This window comes from Corynebacterium ureicelerivorans, assembly GCF_000747315.1.
Taxonomy (GTDB): Bacteria; Actinomycetota; Actinomycetes; order Mycobacteriales; family Mycobacteriaceae; genus Corynebacterium; species Corynebacterium mucifaciens.
This window is the reverse complement of sequence record NZ_CP009215.1, coordinates 485,016-500,128: the sequence shown is the minus strand read 5'-3', so window position 1 is coordinate 500,128 and position 15,113 is coordinate 485,016. Positions and strand designations below refer to the sequence as shown.

At 67.6% G+C, this 15,113-nt stretch carries 10 protein-coding genes; 3 read left to right on the top strand and 7 right to left on the bottom strand.

Translation table 11 applies throughout. The annotated features are described in order from the left end of the window. The first annotated feature begins 1 nt into the window (after position 1). Entirely contained in the window at positions 2–652 is a 651-nt protein-coding gene (locus tag CUREI_RS02515; RefSeq protein WP_038610057.1) for a hypothetical protein, read from the top strand. On the opposite strand, the gene CUREI_RS02510 is transcribed toward CUREI_RS02515, so the two are convergent. Continuing rightward, positions 653–1,732 carry a YlbL family protein gene (locus CUREI_RS02510; protein ID WP_038610054.1) on the bottom strand — a complete coding sequence of 360 codons (1,080 nt, stop codon included), beginning with the start codon at positions 1,730–1,732 and terminating at the stop codon, positions 653–655. Between the two features lie 90 nt (positions 1,733–1,822). On the opposite strand from CUREI_RS02510, the gene CUREI_RS02505 reads away from it, so the two are divergent. Beyond that, entirely contained in the window at positions 1,823–3,283 is a 1,461-nt protein-coding gene (locus tag CUREI_RS02505; RefSeq protein WP_038610051.1) for a zinc-dependent metalloprotease, read from the top strand. Here CUREI_RS02505 and CUREI_RS02500 read toward each other — a convergent pair. Next, positions 3,280–3,828: a M48 metallopeptidase family protein gene (locus CUREI_RS02500; RefSeq protein ID WP_051952149.1), complete on the bottom strand. Its 549-nt coding sequence runs from the start codon at positions 3,826–3,828 to the stop codon at positions 3,280–3,282. The two genes, CUREI_RS02505 and CUREI_RS02500, sit on opposite strands and share 4 nt — an antisense overlap. Positions 3,829–3,870: 42 nt before the next feature. Between CUREI_RS02500 and CUREI_RS02495 the strand changes: the two genes are divergently transcribed. Next, positions 3,871–4,701 (top strand): hypothetical protein, encoded by an 831-nt coding sequence (locus CUREI_RS02495; RefSeq protein ID WP_038610048.1) that lies wholly within the window; start codon positions 3,871–3,873, stop codon positions 4,699–4,701. 16 nt (positions 4,702–4,717) lie between these two features. On the opposite strand, the gene CUREI_RS02490 is transcribed toward CUREI_RS02495, so the two are convergent. The 5 genes from CUREI_RS02490 to CUREI_RS02470 are packed head-to-tail and all read right to left on the bottom strand — an operon-like array spanning position 4,718 to position 15,105. Further along, positions 4,718–6,766, bottom strand: coding sequence for an ATP-dependent DNA helicase UvrD2 (locus CUREI_RS02490; RefSeq protein ID WP_038610045.1), 2,049 nt, complete (start codon positions 6,764–6,766; stop codon positions 4,718–4,720). Further along, on the bottom strand, positions 6,756–7,547 hold the full coding sequence (locus CUREI_RS02485) for an NAD(+) diphosphatase (protein WP_051952148.1): 792 nt from the start codon (positions 7,545–7,547) through the stop codon (positions 6,756–6,758). Before CUREI_RS02485 ends, CUREI_RS02490 begins: the two co-directional genes overlap by 11 nt. Before the next feature lie 4 nt (positions 7,548–7,551). Then, complete coding sequence (locus CUREI_RS02480) at positions 7,552–8,628, bottom strand: potassium channel family protein (protein ID WP_038610042.1); 1,077 nt, start codon at positions 8,626–8,628, stop codon at positions 7,552–7,554. Then, the gene (locus CUREI_RS02475) at positions 8,625–11,984 is read right to left on the bottom strand and encodes an ATP-dependent helicase (RefSeq protein ID WP_084768115.1); all 3,360 of its coding nucleotides are present in this window, start codon (positions 11,982–11,984) and stop codon (positions 8,625–8,627) included. The genes CUREI_RS02480 and CUREI_RS02475 overlap by 4 nt, the downstream gene beginning before the upstream one ends. After that, positions 11,977–15,105 (bottom strand): ATP-dependent DNA helicase, encoded by a 3,129-nt coding sequence (locus CUREI_RS02470; protein ID WP_038610040.1) that lies wholly within the window; start codon positions 15,103–15,105, stop codon positions 11,977–11,979. The genes CUREI_RS02475 and CUREI_RS02470 overlap by 8 nt, the downstream gene beginning before the upstream one ends. Positions 15,106–15,113: the final 8 nt, after the last annotated feature.

The window sequence follows — 15,113 nt, the reverse complement described above, 5'->3', positions numbered from 1 at the left end:
TATGACACCCGTGTCTACTTTCCGGCCCCGTTCTCTCACGCTCATCGCCGCCGCAGCTGCAGCCGCACTGACGCTGTCTGCCTGCTCCACCGATTCCGACGACGCTGCGGACGACACCGCCGCGCCGGAAATCACCTCCACCGAGTCCCCCACCCCCGACACGCAGACGTCTGCGGTTACGGCGACGGACACCACGACTGTGTCGTCTGTGTCGTCGACCACCTCCTCAACGCGGGCGACGGAATCGACGTCGACAAGCAGCAGCGCGAAAAGCCGCGACGAGAATGTACTGGGCGACGTGCGCGATCGCTTTTCGACGCTCGCTCCGCCCGAGTTCTTCGACCAGTTTGATTCCTGCGTAGCCGGTGGGCTGAGCGGGTCCTTCGACTGCTCCGGCGACGGGATCGGCCAGTTCCAGTTCTTCGACTCCGACTCGAAGGCCGCTTCCACGACCCAGCTGCTGACGGAGCTGCGCTCCTCGCGCGTGGTGGAGGACAACGGCGACCGCGTGGTGGGCTGGTCCACGCTGGGCACCTCGGCGATTATCACCGTGGTAGACAACCGCGAGGGCCAGGTCATGCAGCAGCTGATTTCCACCGACCAGGAGGATCCGCGCCAGCGCATCTACGACCTGGGCCTGGCGGAGCAGTAGCTAGCAGGCGGGAACGTCGCGTCCCGCCGCGAAATCCTCCATTGCTTGCACAGCGTCGGTGAGCGTTTCCACCTTCGCCACAGTCATGTGGTCGGTGCGGGCGCGTTTGACTGCGTCGCAGTTGCCGGCGGGCGCGAGGAAGAGCTCGGCGCCCGCGTCCTCCGCACCACGGATCTTGTGCTCGATGCCGCCGATCGCGCCGACCTCGCCGGCCTCGTTGATGGTGCCGGTGCCGGCGACGAATGTGCCGCCGTTGAGTGCGCCGGGGGTGAGCTTGTCGATGACCGCGAGCGAGAACATCATGCCGGCGCTCGGGCCGCCGACGTCGTTGAGGTTGTAGTTCACCGTGACACCGTCTGCCGGCTCAGAGGTCATGAGGATGCCCAGCATCGCCTGGCCCTTCTCGTGCGGGTTCTCCCCCAGCTCGATCGGCTCGGTGAGTTCGGTGCGCTCGCTGTTTCCTCGCTCGACGGTGACCTCGATGGTCTCGCCCGGCTGCTTGGCACGCACAATGTCCTGCACCTCGTCCGGAGTAGAAACCTCGCGCCCGGCGATTGCGGTGATGCGGTCTCCCGGCTGCAGGATGTCCGCGGAGGCCGCGTCGTCAACCACATCGTGCACCACCACCGTGGTCGGGCGGCCCAGGTAGTGCATCGCCGCGACCGTCGCAGACGCCTCCGAGGCCACAAACGCCTGCTGGTTGTACTCGCGGACCTGGTCCTCGTCCAGATCGGGCGGCAGGATCTGCTCCACCGGCACGATGGTGTCGTCGGTGGCGATCCACCGGCCGAGCGCCTGACCGAGTGTCATGTTCGTGCGCACGGACACCGTGGTCATGTTGAGCTGCCCCCCGGTGTCCTGGGTCTGGGCGCCCTCGATGTCCACGACCGGCTCGCCGTCGACCTCGCCGAGCGTGTCGAACGTGGGCCCGGGGCCCTCGGCCGCGTACGGCACCGTCAGGCGGATGTCGGTGCCCGGGATGTGGTCCACGGTCAGCGCTCCCGCAAGCAGGACAACCGGGATGGATCCCCACACCAGGGTCGACCACCGCCGGTTTCTGGCTTCAAGGCCTTGTGACATGGGCGCAGATTCTAGCGCAGGCCGCGCACATCACCGGTGCTGGCTATCAGCGAACCCATGGGCTCGCAGGCTGAATGTATTCTGGCGGCTATGACTAACGGATTTGGCTTCTCCTTCCCCAACGACTCCAACGACGACGGCGACAACGACGCCAACAATCGGGGCGGCGGAAACGGCCGCGGTGACGGTAACGAGCGCGGGGACGCCTCTAACCCGTTCGCTGCTTTCGGATTCGGAGGAAGTTTCGGCGGCGGCCAATCCGGCGGGGGCGGCTTGGGCGACATGTTTAACCAGCTCGGCCAGATGCTCTCCGGCATGGGCTCTTCCATGAACGCCCAGGACAGCGGCGACGCGGTGAACTTCGACCTCGCGGCGAGAATGGCACGTCAGCGCGTCGCTGGGGCCAGCCCCGTTTCCGAGGCAGACACCCGTGCCGCCGAGGAATCGCTGCGTTTGGTGGAGCTATGGCTGGACGAGGCCACCGACCTGCCGGCGAGCGAGGCAAAGGCCCAGGCGTGGAACGCTGAGCAGTGGCTGAACCAGACCATGCCGATGTGGAAGCGGCTGGTCAACCCGGTTGCCGAGCACATGAACCGCGCCCAGCTGGACACGATGCCGGAACAGGCCCGGGAAATGATGGGCCCGATGGCCGGGATGCTGAACCAGATGAATGCCATGCAGTTTGGCATGAAGCTCGGCCACGCCCTCGGCGACCTCGCCCAACAGGCGCTCACCGGCACCGACTTTGGCTTGCCGGTGGCGCCCGCAGGCACCGCCGCGGTGCTGCCGCGCAACATCGCGGAGATTTCCAAGGGGCTGAATCTGCCCGGCCAGGAAGTCATGGTCTACATCGCCGCCCGCGAAGCCGCGCGCCAGCGCCTCTTCCGCCACGTGCCGTGGCTGGTGGAGCGCGTCGTGTCCTCCGTTGAGGAATACGCGGCGGGCTTGGAGATAGACACCTCCCACATCGAAGAAATTGCCCGCAACCTCAACCTCGAGGGCGGCGACCCGCAGCAGATCCAGGAAGCGCTACAGAACCTGCAGGGCGAGGACCTCTCCCCGCGCGTGGGCACCCGCAACGCGGGCGCAACCTCTCGATTGGAGACCCTGATTGCGCTCGTTGAAGGCTGGGTCGACGTGGTGGTGGCCGAAGCCCTCGGCGAGCGCATCCCGTCCACGCCGCAGCTGGCGGAAGCATGGGCGCGCCGCCGTGCCACCGGCGGGTCGGCCGAGCAGGCCTTCGCCAACATCGTCGGTATCGAACTCGGCGCGCCGCGCACCCGCGACGCGGCGGAGCTGTGGCGCCGCATCGACACCGCCGTGGGCACGGAACGCCGCGACCAGGTGTGGAACCACCCGGACTTCCTCCCCACCGCGGAGCACCTGGACAACCCGGCAGCTTTCATTGACACGCTGCTGGACGACCAGCCGGACACCGACTTCGACGACGAATTCGCCAAACTCGAGCAGGAGCTGCGCGACAACCCGGAGCTCAAGCGGGAAGACGGCGACGGCACAGACGACGGCCGCGAGGACGGCACCGAGCTCTAGCCGCCAGCGTCTTCGAAACGGGCTTCCGGCTCGCCGAAGCGCTGGTACGCCTCGAGGTAGCCGCGGGCACGCTCTGCCTGCGGCGCCCGATCCGCCCACGCATAGAACTCCGCGCTGTGGTTGGGAATGAACGTGTGCGTAAGCTCGTGGACGATCACCGCGTTGAGGACGTAATCCGGGACCTGCCTGAGCCTGTCGCTGATGCGGATATCCCCGGTGGACACAGTGCAGGATCCCCACCGGGAGCGTTGATTGGACACCCAGCGGATCGAACCGATGCTCGCCCGCCCCTCCAAGACGCTCGCGTTCAGGGATTCGGCGCGGGACCGTAAGGAGGCGTCGTCACGCGGGCGCGCCCGCGTTTTCTTTGCCAGCTTGGCCAGCATCTCTTCGACCACCTCCCGCTCCTGCGCCTGCGTGAAGTGGGCGGGGATGCGGATCTCCGCCACCCCGCCGACGAGCCTTGCCTGCACCGACCGGGTCCTTCGCGCAGAGCGGATGACGCGGTACGGCGTCGGTTCGGATCCAGTTTCCCTGCCAGCCATAGCCTTGCATTGTAGGATCCCGCCCTGGGGGTGGATGCAGGGATGATCAACGAGCACACACAGGTGAAACTCGCAGGCAGCGCACACCCGTTTTTGCGCGCCGCGAACGTGATCCAATTTGGCGCAGACGCCACGCGCACGGGGCTGGTAACCACAGACCACGCCGAGGACGTCGCGACGGTGCTGGCCACGCTACTGCGCCCGCGCCAGGTGAGCTGGGTGGTCGACCAACTTTCCGCGCGGCTAGGAGATGCCGCGGCGCGCAGCCTGGTGGACGACCTCGTGTCGTACCGGATACTCGTGCCCGCGACCACGCCTGCCGTGTTGTTGGTGGGCTGCGGTGCGCTCACCACGTCGCTGGCCACGCAGCTCGGCGAATCCGGGCTGCTCGTTCGCACACCCGCGCGGGGCGAGGCGCTGTCGCGGTTTCTCCTGCGCACCGACCGCTGGCTGCCCATCGCCGCAGTGAATGCGACGGCGCAGCTCGGCGAGCTCGCCGCCCTCGCCCGGCTGCGGCACGGCCCAGTGCTGCCGGTAACGCAGGCGGATGCGCGCGTGGTTGTCGGCCCGGTGTGCGCACGACCCGGGCCGTGTCCGCTGTGCGCGCGCCTGTACCTGCTGGACCGGGACGCGAACTGGGATGTGGTGGAACAGCACGTGCCGTTCAACGCCCACGGCGAGGCGGCGACTGCGGCTGCCGGCGCCGCCTTCGCCGCGGTGGCACTGCGCCGCCTGGCTGGAGTGCCTGATCCGCCGGGGGTGTCCGCCCCGGCGCCCACGCCGGGCCAACTCACCGTGGTGGACCCGTTCGCGCCCACCCCGCTCGCCACTGCGTCGGTGCCGCCGCACCCGGACTGCCCGGTGTGTTTCTAAGGGCGGCCCGCACCGCTTAACGGAACTGCTCGAGCACTCCTAAAACGCCGGCGCCGTAGTTTTCCACCTTGACGGGGCCCACACCGGAGACGCCGAGCAGCTCGCGTTCATCGGCCGGCATGGCTTCCGCGATGGACATCAGTGTGGCATCGGTGAACACGACAAATGCTGGCTGGTCGGCGGCGCGTGCGACCTGTAGCCGCCAGCGCTTCAGCGCGGTGTAGACCGCCTCGTCATAGCTGGGCTCGCACTCCTCGTGCCTGCCCAGCGCCTTGTCCGCCGGGGTGGCCAGCGGGTTGCCGCAGACACGGCACCGCTTCGCGCGTTTGAGCCGCTGCGGGGGCTGCTCCACCTCGACCTCCGGCACGATGCCGTCGAGGAACCGCGAGCGGGAACGGTTCTTGTTGCCGCCCTCCTGGCGAGCCAGCGACCACGACATATGCAGGTGCTCGCGCGCACGTGTCACGCCGACGTAGAACAGGCGCCGCTCCTCCTCGATCTGCTCGTCGCCCGCCTTGATCGCGTGGGAAATGGGCAGCGTCTTCTCCACCAGCCCCACCAGGAAGACCGCATCCCATTCCAGGCCCTTGGCGGCGTGCAGGCTGGCCAGGGTCACGCCATCCACGGCCGGGGGCTGCTTCGCCTCCGCGCGGCGGCGCAGCGAGGCCAGCACTTCCTGCATCGTCGACGCCTCGCGGGTGCGCACGATCTCCTCAATCAGATCCACCAACGCGCTCAGCGACTGCCACCGCTCGCGCGCCTGCGCACCCTCGGGTTCCGTGGGCGTCAGGCCAAGCGGTGCGAGAGCCGCGCGGGCGACCACCACTGGGTCGTCCGGCAAGTCCGTGCGCTTGGAGGCGCGCACCAGCTGCGCGAACGCCTCGCGGATCTCCGCTCGCTGGAAAAAGCCCTCCCCGCCGCGGACTTGGTAGACAATCCCCTCGTCCGCGAGCGCCGCTTCGAAGGCTGCGGATTGCGCGTTGATGCGGTACAGGATGGCGATTTCGCGGGCCGGGACGCCGTCGTGAAGCAACTTGCGCACCGCCTGCGCAACGGCGCGCGCCTCCGCAGGCTCGTCGTCGTAGCCGTTGAACTGCGGTGTCGGGCCGTGGCCGCGCATGCCTTCCAGCTGCAGGCGGGTGCCGGCGATGCGGCCGGACGCCTTGCCGATGACCGTGTTGGCCAGGTCCGTGATCTCGACGGTGGAGCGGTAGTCGCGCTGCAGCTTCACGACGGTCGCATGGTCGTACGTCCGCGAGAAGTTGAGCAGGTAATCCGGGGTCGCGCCGGTAAACGAATAGATGGTCTGGTTGGCGTCTCCGACCACCGTGAGGTCGTCGCGCGTGCCCAGCCAGCCCTCCAGCACCCGCTGCTGCAGCGGTGTGACGTCCTGGTACTCGTCCACCACGAACGATTGGTACTGCCCGCGGAACTCCTCCGCCACCGCGGGCGCGTTCTCCAACGCCCCGGCGACGTGGATGAGCAGGTCGTCGTAGTCCAGCAGCATGCCCTCGGGGCTGGTCTTCGCCTCCTCGTAGAAGCGGTAGACCTGTGCGACCTTGTTCGCGTCCGCCGGCGGGGTGCGCGGGGAGTCGCCGACACGCTGTACGTAGTCTTCCGGGCCAATCACACTGGATTTCGCCCACTCAATCTCGCTGAGCAAGTCGCGCACCATCTCCTTGCCCGTGTCCAGACCGGCGGAGCGGGTGGCGCGGGCGACGATGGGAAACTTGTTATCCAGCAACCGCCAGGGTAGGTCGCCGGCGATCTGCGGCCAGAAATACTGCAGCTGGCGCATCGCCGCGGAGTGGAACGTGCGCGCCTGGACGCCACCAATGCCCATGGCGGTGAGGCGGTCACGCATCTCCCCCGCCGCGCGCTTGGTGAACGTCACTGCGAGCACGCGGTTGGGAGCAACCTGCCCGCGGTCGATGAGGTTTGCAATGCGGTACGTGATCGTGCGGGTCTTACCCGTGCCCGCACCTGCCAGGATGCACACCGGCCCCCGAGGGGCTTCCGCCGCCACGCGCTGGTCCGCGTCCAGCACGCTGAGATCAATCGCCATCGGTGTGCTCCTTCCGCGGGAGGTGGTCTGGATGTGGGGTGGTGGGATGCAGCGCCCACTGCTCGATCAGCGTGCGAGCGATCGAGCCTGGTGCGGCGAGGGTGAGGCTATCAAGCTCTTCTCTGGTGGCCCACACCGTGCGGGCGAGCTCCCCATCCCCCGCCGCGATCGGGTCAATGTCCGCCGTGCGCGCCGTCATCCCCAGCATCAGCGCACCCGACGCCGGCCACGGCTGGGAGCGAAGGTAGGCGATGTCAGTGGCGCGGCGCCCAGTTTCTTCCATCACCTCTCGGGCGAACGCCGCTTCCAAGGTCTCACCCACATCCACGTACCCGGCTACCAAGCTGAGATAGCCGGGGCGGCGGGCGTTTTCCACCAAGAGGATGCGCTCGCCCGCCAGGTCTTCCACCACACCGATGACAGACGGGTCCAACCGAGGAAAAATCGCACGGCCCGACGCGCCGCGTGCGACGATGCCGCCGTCGCCCCACGTCAGCTCCGAACCGTCGACGGGGTCGAAGCGGTAGCGTTCCCGCGCGTTGACCAGGCCAATGGCGCGTGCGGCCAGCGGGTGCCCCGCGTGGGAACGGGCGTCTCCTGTGGCGCCGGCGGAGCCTGCCAGCTCCGCCGCATCCACGCCGTGAACCCGCGCGGCGGTTATGCCCGGGCTGATGTGCACGTGGGACGACAGCGTGGCGGCGGCCGGAGGGGCGTCGAAAAGCAGTGGCTCCCCGTTCGGGGTGAGTGGGAACCTTCCTGCGGCGTCGATGAGCAAGAACACGGCGTCAGCCCGGCTGGGTGGTCGCGCCGTTCATGCGCACGTAGAGCAGACGATCGCCCGGCTCCACCGTTTCCGCCTCGGGGGAATCGATGCGGTAGAGCTCGCCGGAGCGCACGACCCCGAGCACAATGTCGGCCAGGTGGCGGGGGTTCGCGCCAACTTCGTCGTCGGCGATCTGCCGCTCGGCGACGGCGAAACCCTCGTCTGGGCTGAGCAGGTCCTCCATCATCTCCACCACCGGCGGGGTCACGGTGGCAATGCCCAAGAGGCGGCCGGCGGTCTCGGAGGAGACCACCACCGAGTCCGCGCCGGACTGCATGAGCAGGTGCTGGTTCTCGCCCTCTCGGACGCTGGCCACGATCATGGCACTCGGCGCCATCTCGCGCACGGACAGGGTGATCAGCACCGCGGTATCGTCCGAAGACGGCGCCACGATCACGGACCGTGCTCTGCTCACAGCGGCGACGCGCAGCACGTCGGACTTTGTGCCGTTGCCGTGCACGGTGATCAGACCGCGCTTTTCCGCCACGGTGAGCGCGGCCGGGTCTGGGTCGATGACGACGATCGACGACGGTGCTGCCCCGCCCGCGATCAGGGCGTCGATGGCCGAGCGGCCCTTCGTGCCGTAGCCGATGACAATAGTGTGGTTGCGCACGCTGTTCCTCCATTGCTGGATTTGGAGTGTCTTGCGGGAATCCTCCGTCAGCACCGACAACGTGGTGCCGACGAGGAGCATGAGGAAGGCCACGCGGGCCGGGGTGATGAGGAAGATGTTGATCAGACGCGCTGTCTGTGTCACCGGGGTGATGTCGCCATAGCCTGTTGTGGAGAGCGTCACCGCCGAGTAATACAGCGCGTCGATGAACGTCAACGGTTCGGAGTAGCCGTCGCGGTCGAGGTAGGCCACGAACGCGACGGCGATGATGAGCAGAAGGGCGTACCCGAAGCGCCTGGCGATCAGCGCCCACGGTGTGGCGCGCGCGTCGGTCGGGATGCTGACCACGTCGAGCAGGCTGTGCACCGGGATCTCGGTGAGATTGGTGGAGTCAGCGCGCAGCGACAACAGGCTTCGAAGCTTCATCCCTGTCGCTCCTCGCTTTCCGTTACGATTGCGCCACTCTCTGGCCTTGTGCCGGGCCTCGTGCCGGGCCTCGTGCCGGGCCCGGTCTCGGCGCCGCCAAGCATTGTCTCGAGCTGCTCAAGTTCAGGCAAGTAGCGCGGCGCGAACGTCTCTCCCGTGCGTACGTAGAAAAATACAGCCCGCACCGGCTTGCCGTCATGTGCAATCCGGCGCCACGCCTCACGGTAGACCGCGAGCTGCAGCTGCGCCGATTCCATCGCGTCACGGGAGGGTTTCTCCCCGGTTTTCCAGTCGACCACCACCCAGCCGTCCGGTTCGGCAAAGACCGCGTCCATACGCCCGCGCACAACCGCTTCACCGAGCGACAGCTCAAACGGGTGCTCCACATATTCCGGGGTGCGCCGGGCCCACTCGCTGGCCTCGAAGTTTCGTTTCAGACGATCCAAGGTTGCGCGGTCGACCTCTGCGTCGTCGTTACCCGGCAGCTCGTCTTCCGTCAGCAGCGGGCGGGCCCCGTAGTAGTCTTCGAGCCACTCGTGGAAGGCGGTGCCGCGCTTGGCGTAGGTGTTGGGTTTAAACGGCACCGGCCGTCGCGCCCGCCGGGCGAATTGCTCCGGATCTGCCCGAAGCGCCACCACGTCCGACGCGGTGAGCTCGCCCGGCATCACTACCGGCACGTCGGCCGCCTGCGCCGCCTCATGCTCCTCGATGAGCGCCGTCGCGTCGCGCTCCCACAGCGAGAAGAGCTCGCCCTCGGCGTAAGGAGGCAATTCCTGCATCGCCGCGCGCACGGCATCCGCCGCGGCGAGGTCGTCGGGGCTCGGTGCATAGTGCGGCCAGCGGCCAGTGTCCTGCGAGGGATTACTTGCTGCGGCGTCGCCGTTGTCTGCGCCCTGCTCGTCCTCCGCGTCCGCCCCGTCGTCCCACGCCACAATGGAGGCTTCCGGCACCCGGTCACGCATGGCGGCGAAGTGCCCATACGGCTCCGCTTCCTTGGCCACCCCGTCACGCCGGCGGGACCCGGTGACGATGAGGCGTTGCGCAGCCCTGGTCACCGCAACGTAGAACAGGCGCGACGACTCTTCGGCTAATTCGCCCGCGACTTCCTTCAGCCAGGCCTTGCCCGCCTTTTCGAAGTCCGTCCGGTTCTCCACCTCGGCGAAGAAGGGATATACATCCGGGTCGCCGAACGTCTCGGTGGGCAGGTACCGGGTGAGGGTCAAAAACGTCTCCGTCTTTGCCTTGTACGTTTGCGCGTCAGCGTGCAGCACCGCCACGGTGTCCCACTCCAAGCCCTTCGCCTTGTGGGCCGTGAGAATCTGCACCCGGTCCTCTTTCACCGTCACCGCTCCCGGCGCGAGACCGTCTTCGAACTTGCGGGCCAGCTCGAAGTAGTTCAACAACCCGTCCAAGCTTGAGCCCGGGTAGGCGGCTACCTCCTCCATCAGCCGGTCCAGATGCACCGCACCCGACGCTGCGCTGCGCGCCAAGACCTCTGTGCGGATGCCGAAGACGTGGATGATGTCCGCGAACACGTCGCTGAGCCGTTTGCCCAAGCTGTGGGTGCGCAGCCAGCGCAGCTTGGCCGCGGTGTCACGCATGCGGGCCAGGCCTTCCTCGCTGTAGCGCTCCGGCTCCCCCAAGTCAGCCAGCGCGTCGGTAAGCCCCTCAGGTTTGTCTCCGCTCGCGGAGATTTCCTCCGCGCGCGCAGTCAGGTCGTCCAGCTGAGCAAGGAGGTGCTCTGTGGCATCCGTCGGGCTGTGCTCCAGTGAGGTCTCTTCCGCCGACCCGCGCAGGTTGCTTGCACGGGTAGCCAGCGCCTGCAGGTCTGCGAGGCCCAAGCCCACAGCAGGCCCGCCCAGAATGCGTAGTGCGGCGGCAGCGTCGTCTGGCCGCACCAGCATGGTTGCAACGGCGACGGTGTCGGCGACCTCAGGAACGTCGAGGAGCCCGGCGAGGCCCACAATCTCGTACGGCACCCCCCGCTCTTCCAGCGCGGCAGCGAGCACCGGCGAGTGGCGGTTTTTCCGCACCAGCGCCGCGGCTGAGAATGGGCGCCCAGTCCCCGACGCCTCGCGGTATTCCTGGGCAAGCCGGTCCGCGACGAAGGCGATCTCCGCATCGTGGTGCGGGAAAAACCCGAGAGTGACCTCGCCCGCGTCCGCGCCAGGGCGAGCCTCTAGCGCTGCCACCGCCCGGGTCTCAGCGGGGCCTAGCACCGCGTCCGAGACGCCGTTGGCCAAATCCAGTACCTCCGGCGGGTTGCGCCAGGAGGTGGTCAACTGCTTCTTCGGCGCGGGGCCCTGCGCGGTTGGGAAGTCCTCCACGAAGGCCTCCAAGTTCGCCGCCGTGGCGCCGCGCCAGCCGTAGATGGCCTGCATCGGGTCTCCGACAGCGGTCACCGTCAGCTCGGGGTCCGCGCCTTCGCCGAACAAGCTGCGCAAAAGCACACGTTGGGCGTGCGAGGTGTCCTGATACTCGTCGAGCATGACGACCCGGAAACGCGCGCGCTGCGACGCCCCCACTGTCCGGTGGTCGCGCGCCAATTTTGCGGCGACGGACATCTGCTCGTTGAACGTCACCACCCCGCGCCGGCGCAGCTCCGCATCCAGCTCCTCCACCAGCGGTAGCAGCTTCGTGCGCTCCTCCTGCTTGGAACGCCACCCCATAAGCGTCTTGGTGAACTCAACGCGGGCACGCGGACCGGTTGGATACGACTCAGTTTCGGCCAAGAAGTCGTGTGCGTGTTCGCGCACCCAGTCGGGGGCCGCGAGCTCGTTGCCCATCGAGGTGCTCAGCGTAAGGAGGTTCTCTACCACGGTGGACAGCGACGGGTTATCACCCAGCTCGGTAAGCAACCCGCCCGAATAGTTCACAACCACGTCTGTAGCGATGGCGTGCAGTTCCGCGTCTGTGATCAGCCGGGCATCCGGCTCGACCGGCACAAGCAACCCGTACTCCCGGATAAGCTGCCCGGCGTAGGAATCGTAGGTGGACACCGTCGGCGCGATGACTTGCAGGTTGCGTGCTAGCTCCCCCGACGGGTCGAGGCGGCGCACCAGGTCGGTGTTTCGCGCGAGTGCGTCTAGACGGTCGCGGATGCGTTTGCCCATCTCCTGGGCCGCCTTGCGGGTAAACGTGAGACCCAGCACCTCATCCGGGCGGACGTAGCCGTTGGCGACGAGCCACACCACACGGGCGGCCATGGTCTCGGTCTTGCCCGCGCCCGCGCCCGCGACAACGAGCAACGGACCCGGCTCAGCGCCGATGACCGCCGCCTGCTGCTCGGTGGGCGGGAACTTCTGGCCGAGGTATCGCGACAGCAGCGTCGGCGACATGGGGTTCGGGTTAGGCATGGTGGATCGTCGCTCCTTCCGGTTGCACTGGGCACAGGGCTCGCACCGCGCAGCGGTCACACTGCGGCCCGGTGGCCGCCAGCAGCGTGGGCCCCGCGATCTCTTCCGGCAGCTTGTCCAGGCTCGACGAGAGCGCAGCAAGCTCGTCATCGGTCTTCGCCGCCTGCTCGCGCGTGGACAGCGAGGATTTATTCGTGTTGGGATACACGAGGACTGCGCCGCCTACCTCGAGAGGCTCCCCGCCTCCTCCGGCTGTGACCACCTTCCCGTTGAGAAACTCGCCGCGTGCCAACGCAAGCTGGTACGTGGCTAACTGGGCGTTATCCGCCGTTGCCGCAACGGTGGGCGGGTTCTTCCCCGTTTTGAGGTCGACAATGTGCACGGCGCCGCTGCTATCGCGCTCCAGCCGGTCCAGCCGGCCGCGGATACGCACGGCGTCGCTGACCTGAACGTCAACATCCGCCTCAACCGCGAGCTGCTCGAAGGTGCCGCGGGTTGCTTCCAGCCAGCCGCGTGAACGCTCCAGCATTGCGCGAAAGTCCGCGATGTCTCGCTCGATCTTCCATTCTGGTGCCGAGCCCGCCGCCCGGCGCGCCGCCACGGTGGCTTCCAGCGCGTCTTCCTCGTCTGCACCCGCACCGAGTGCTTCGAAGTAGGCGTGGGCCATCGAACCGTAGACCATCTCCAGCGTTTCGTTGAGGCCGGACATCCGCTCCAGCACCGCTTTCATGGGGCATGCGAGCAACTGCTCCACCCGCGATGGGGATAGCGCCCGCGCGGTGTCCAACCGGGCTTCAGTCGAGGGCGTCGTGGTAGTCCACCACTGCTCCGGCGCGGCGCCGAGCACCCCAGCGTCTGCTAGGCGGGCAAGCTGCCGGGCGGCTTGCGCCCGTTGCGCCTCGCCCGTTTCCGGGTCAGTAACCACGCGCCGGAATTCGGCGATGAGGTCGTCGTGGGCAAGTAAGCGCACGACGGCCACGTCGTCCGCGGCGACATCGCCGCCCCGCGTGCTGGCGGATGCGACGGCATCTTCTAACGAGTCCGCGATGCGCGCAGGCTTGGCATCGAGGGCGTGGTCGCGGCAGAACTCTTCCACGAAGCGGGAGCGCTGTTCCACCTCGTCACCGTCGTCGCTCTCCACGGCCGTGACCAGCAACTGCTCAGTAGCGCGGCTGGTGGCTACCGTGAACAGGCGGCGTTCCTCGACCAGGCGCTCGTTGATGTGGGACACCGGCACCGCGGGGTCCACTCCCTCGTCGATGAGGTCGACCAAATCCTCTTGCCTGAACAGCGATCCTGTTTCACCCAGGCTGGGCCAGGTCAGCTCCTGTACCCCGGCGACGATGACCCGGCGGAACTCCCGCCCCGCTGCGCCGTGCGCGGTGAGCAGCGCCACCGCGTCCGGGGTTGCGTTTCTCCGGTCGCGCACGCCGGTTGGCAACTCTTGTTCAGCGATGAAATCGACGAAGGATTCGATACCGGCCGTCGGCCTGCGCTCCGTGTAATCGCCGGCCGCGTCGAACAGCGCCATCACGGCGTCCAAATCCAGGTCCGCCTGCGAGCCGGTTGCGCCACCACGCAGCGCCATCGCCATGAGCCGGTTGGACAAGCCCGTGGTGTGCCAGAGGGCCCACAGCACCTCCTCGACACTGCCACCGTCGGCCAAAGTGGTGCGGCCAGCATCGAGCACATCTCGCACCCGCCGCAGAATATCCAGCTCGCGGTCGGTGAGCACAGTGTCAAAATCAGGGAGCCCGTCAGGGGAAACGAGGAGCCCCCGCAATGTGTCTTCCGCACGGGAATCGGGTGCCCAGCGCCGCAGGCCGCGCAGGAGCCGCCGCAGGGTCACCGGGTCCGCCCCGCCGACGGGGCTGAGCAAGAGCTCCCGCCACTGGGTGGCTGGCAGTTCTTCGTACAAGGCTCGCATACCAAGCAGCAACGCGGCCACGATACGCTGCTCCCCCAGCACGAGGTCCGTGGGGTTCAGTGCCACCGGCACGCCGGCGCGCAGCAAGGCCCGGCGCGTTGGCTCCAACAGCGGTGTCGAGCGCACAACAACCGCCATATCCCGGTAATCCACACCGTCTTCGAGATGGGCGCGCCGCAGCACGTCGCTGACAAGCGCAAGCTGCGTGCCACCGCTATCTGCAATCGCAACCGAGCGTTCCGGGTTCCGCTTCGAAGCTCCAAGGTCGATGACCTCATGCGTCATCCCACCGAGGTCGTGGAAGAACGCGGGTGAGGCTCCGCGGAAACGAAACACCGACTGCTCTACGCTGCCGCCGACAACGCCAAGATCCGCCTGCCGCAGCAGCCGCTCAACGAGTTTGGCGGACGCAGGGGCAAGGTGCTGCGCGTCGTCCACGATCACGGTGTGCCACCGCTGCGGCAACTCCACCCGGAGGGCCGCGTCGATGAGCTCAGACGCAGACATCCGGTGCACCCCGGACAACGCCATCACCTGCTGGTATTCGCGCAGAAACTCGCCCGAGGCGGACCAGATGGGAATGCCGTGCGCCTCCCCGAGCTGCACTAGGGCGTCTGGGCCTAGCCCGCGCTCAATGGCGCGCAGGAGAAAGTCCCTCAGTTGGCGGGCAAACCCCACCATCGGCAATGCGGGGCGAAGGTCTGCCGGCCAGGTGCCGCCGCCGTCTTCGGCATGGCCCTGGAGCAGCTGGCGAATCACCGCGTCCTGCTCCGCGCCTGAGATCAGTCGAAGCTCCTCGTCTAGCTGCTGCCTGACCAGCGCGAACGCTAGCGAGTGCACAGAGCGCACCACCGGCTCGTCCGAGATAAACCCCGACGCCGCGAGGGCATCCGATAGTTCCGCACGAAGTCTCGCTCCGGTCTCCTTGGAGTCCGTCAGCACAAGCACTCCACCAGCGCCGCTAGCTCCGTCAGCCTCGCTCAGGTCGCTTCCGCGAGTCCGGATCGCTTCCGCGGCGGTGTCCAGCAGAAAGCTCGACACCCCGGAACCGGGCGCTCCGGTGACCTTGTACAGCCCGCGCTGCGGCAGCGCTATCGGCCACTCGCGCACGGTCTTTTCCCGCGAGCGCGGTACGAGGTACGCCTTCGGTTCAAGCGCCACTGGGGGCACGGGAGAAGATCGACGGGAAGCCATGCGACAGA

Excerpts from the sequence above, each read along its gene's own strand:
- CUREI_RS02490 (WP_038610045.1), bottom strand. The coding sequence starts at position 6,766 with ATGGCGATTGATCTCAGCGTGCTGGACGCGGACCAGCGCGTGGCGGCG.
- CUREI_RS02515 (WP_038610057.1), top strand. The coding sequence starts at position 2 with ATGACACCCGTGTCTACTTTCCGGCCCCGTTCTCTCACGCTCATCGCC.
- CUREI_RS02505 (WP_038610051.1), top strand. The coding sequence starts at position 1,823 with ATGACTAACGGATTTGGCTTCTCCTTCCCCAACGACTCCAACGACGAC.
- CUREI_RS02480 (WP_038610042.1), bottom strand. The coding sequence starts at position 8,628 with ATGAAGCTTCGAAGCCTGTTGTCGCTGCGCGCTGACTCCACCAATCTC.
- CUREI_RS02470 (WP_038610040.1), bottom strand. The coding sequence starts at position 15,105 with ATGGCTTCCCGTCGATCTTCTCCCGTGCCCCCAGTGGCGCTTGAACCG.
- CUREI_RS02500 (WP_051952149.1), bottom strand. The coding sequence starts at position 3,828 with ATGGCTGGCAGGGAAACTGGATCCGAACCGACGCCGTACCGCGTCATC.
- CUREI_RS02495 (WP_038610048.1), top strand. The coding sequence starts at position 3,871 with ATGATCAACGAGCACACACAGGTGAAACTCGCAGGCAGCGCACACCCG.
- CUREI_RS02510 (WP_038610054.1), bottom strand. The coding sequence starts at position 1,732 with ATGTCACAAGGCCTTGAAGCCAGAAACCGGCGGTGGTCGACCCTGGTG.
- CUREI_RS02475 (WP_084768115.1), bottom strand. The coding sequence starts at position 11,984 with ATGCCTAACCCGAACCCCATGTCGCCGACGCTGCTGTCGCGATACCTC.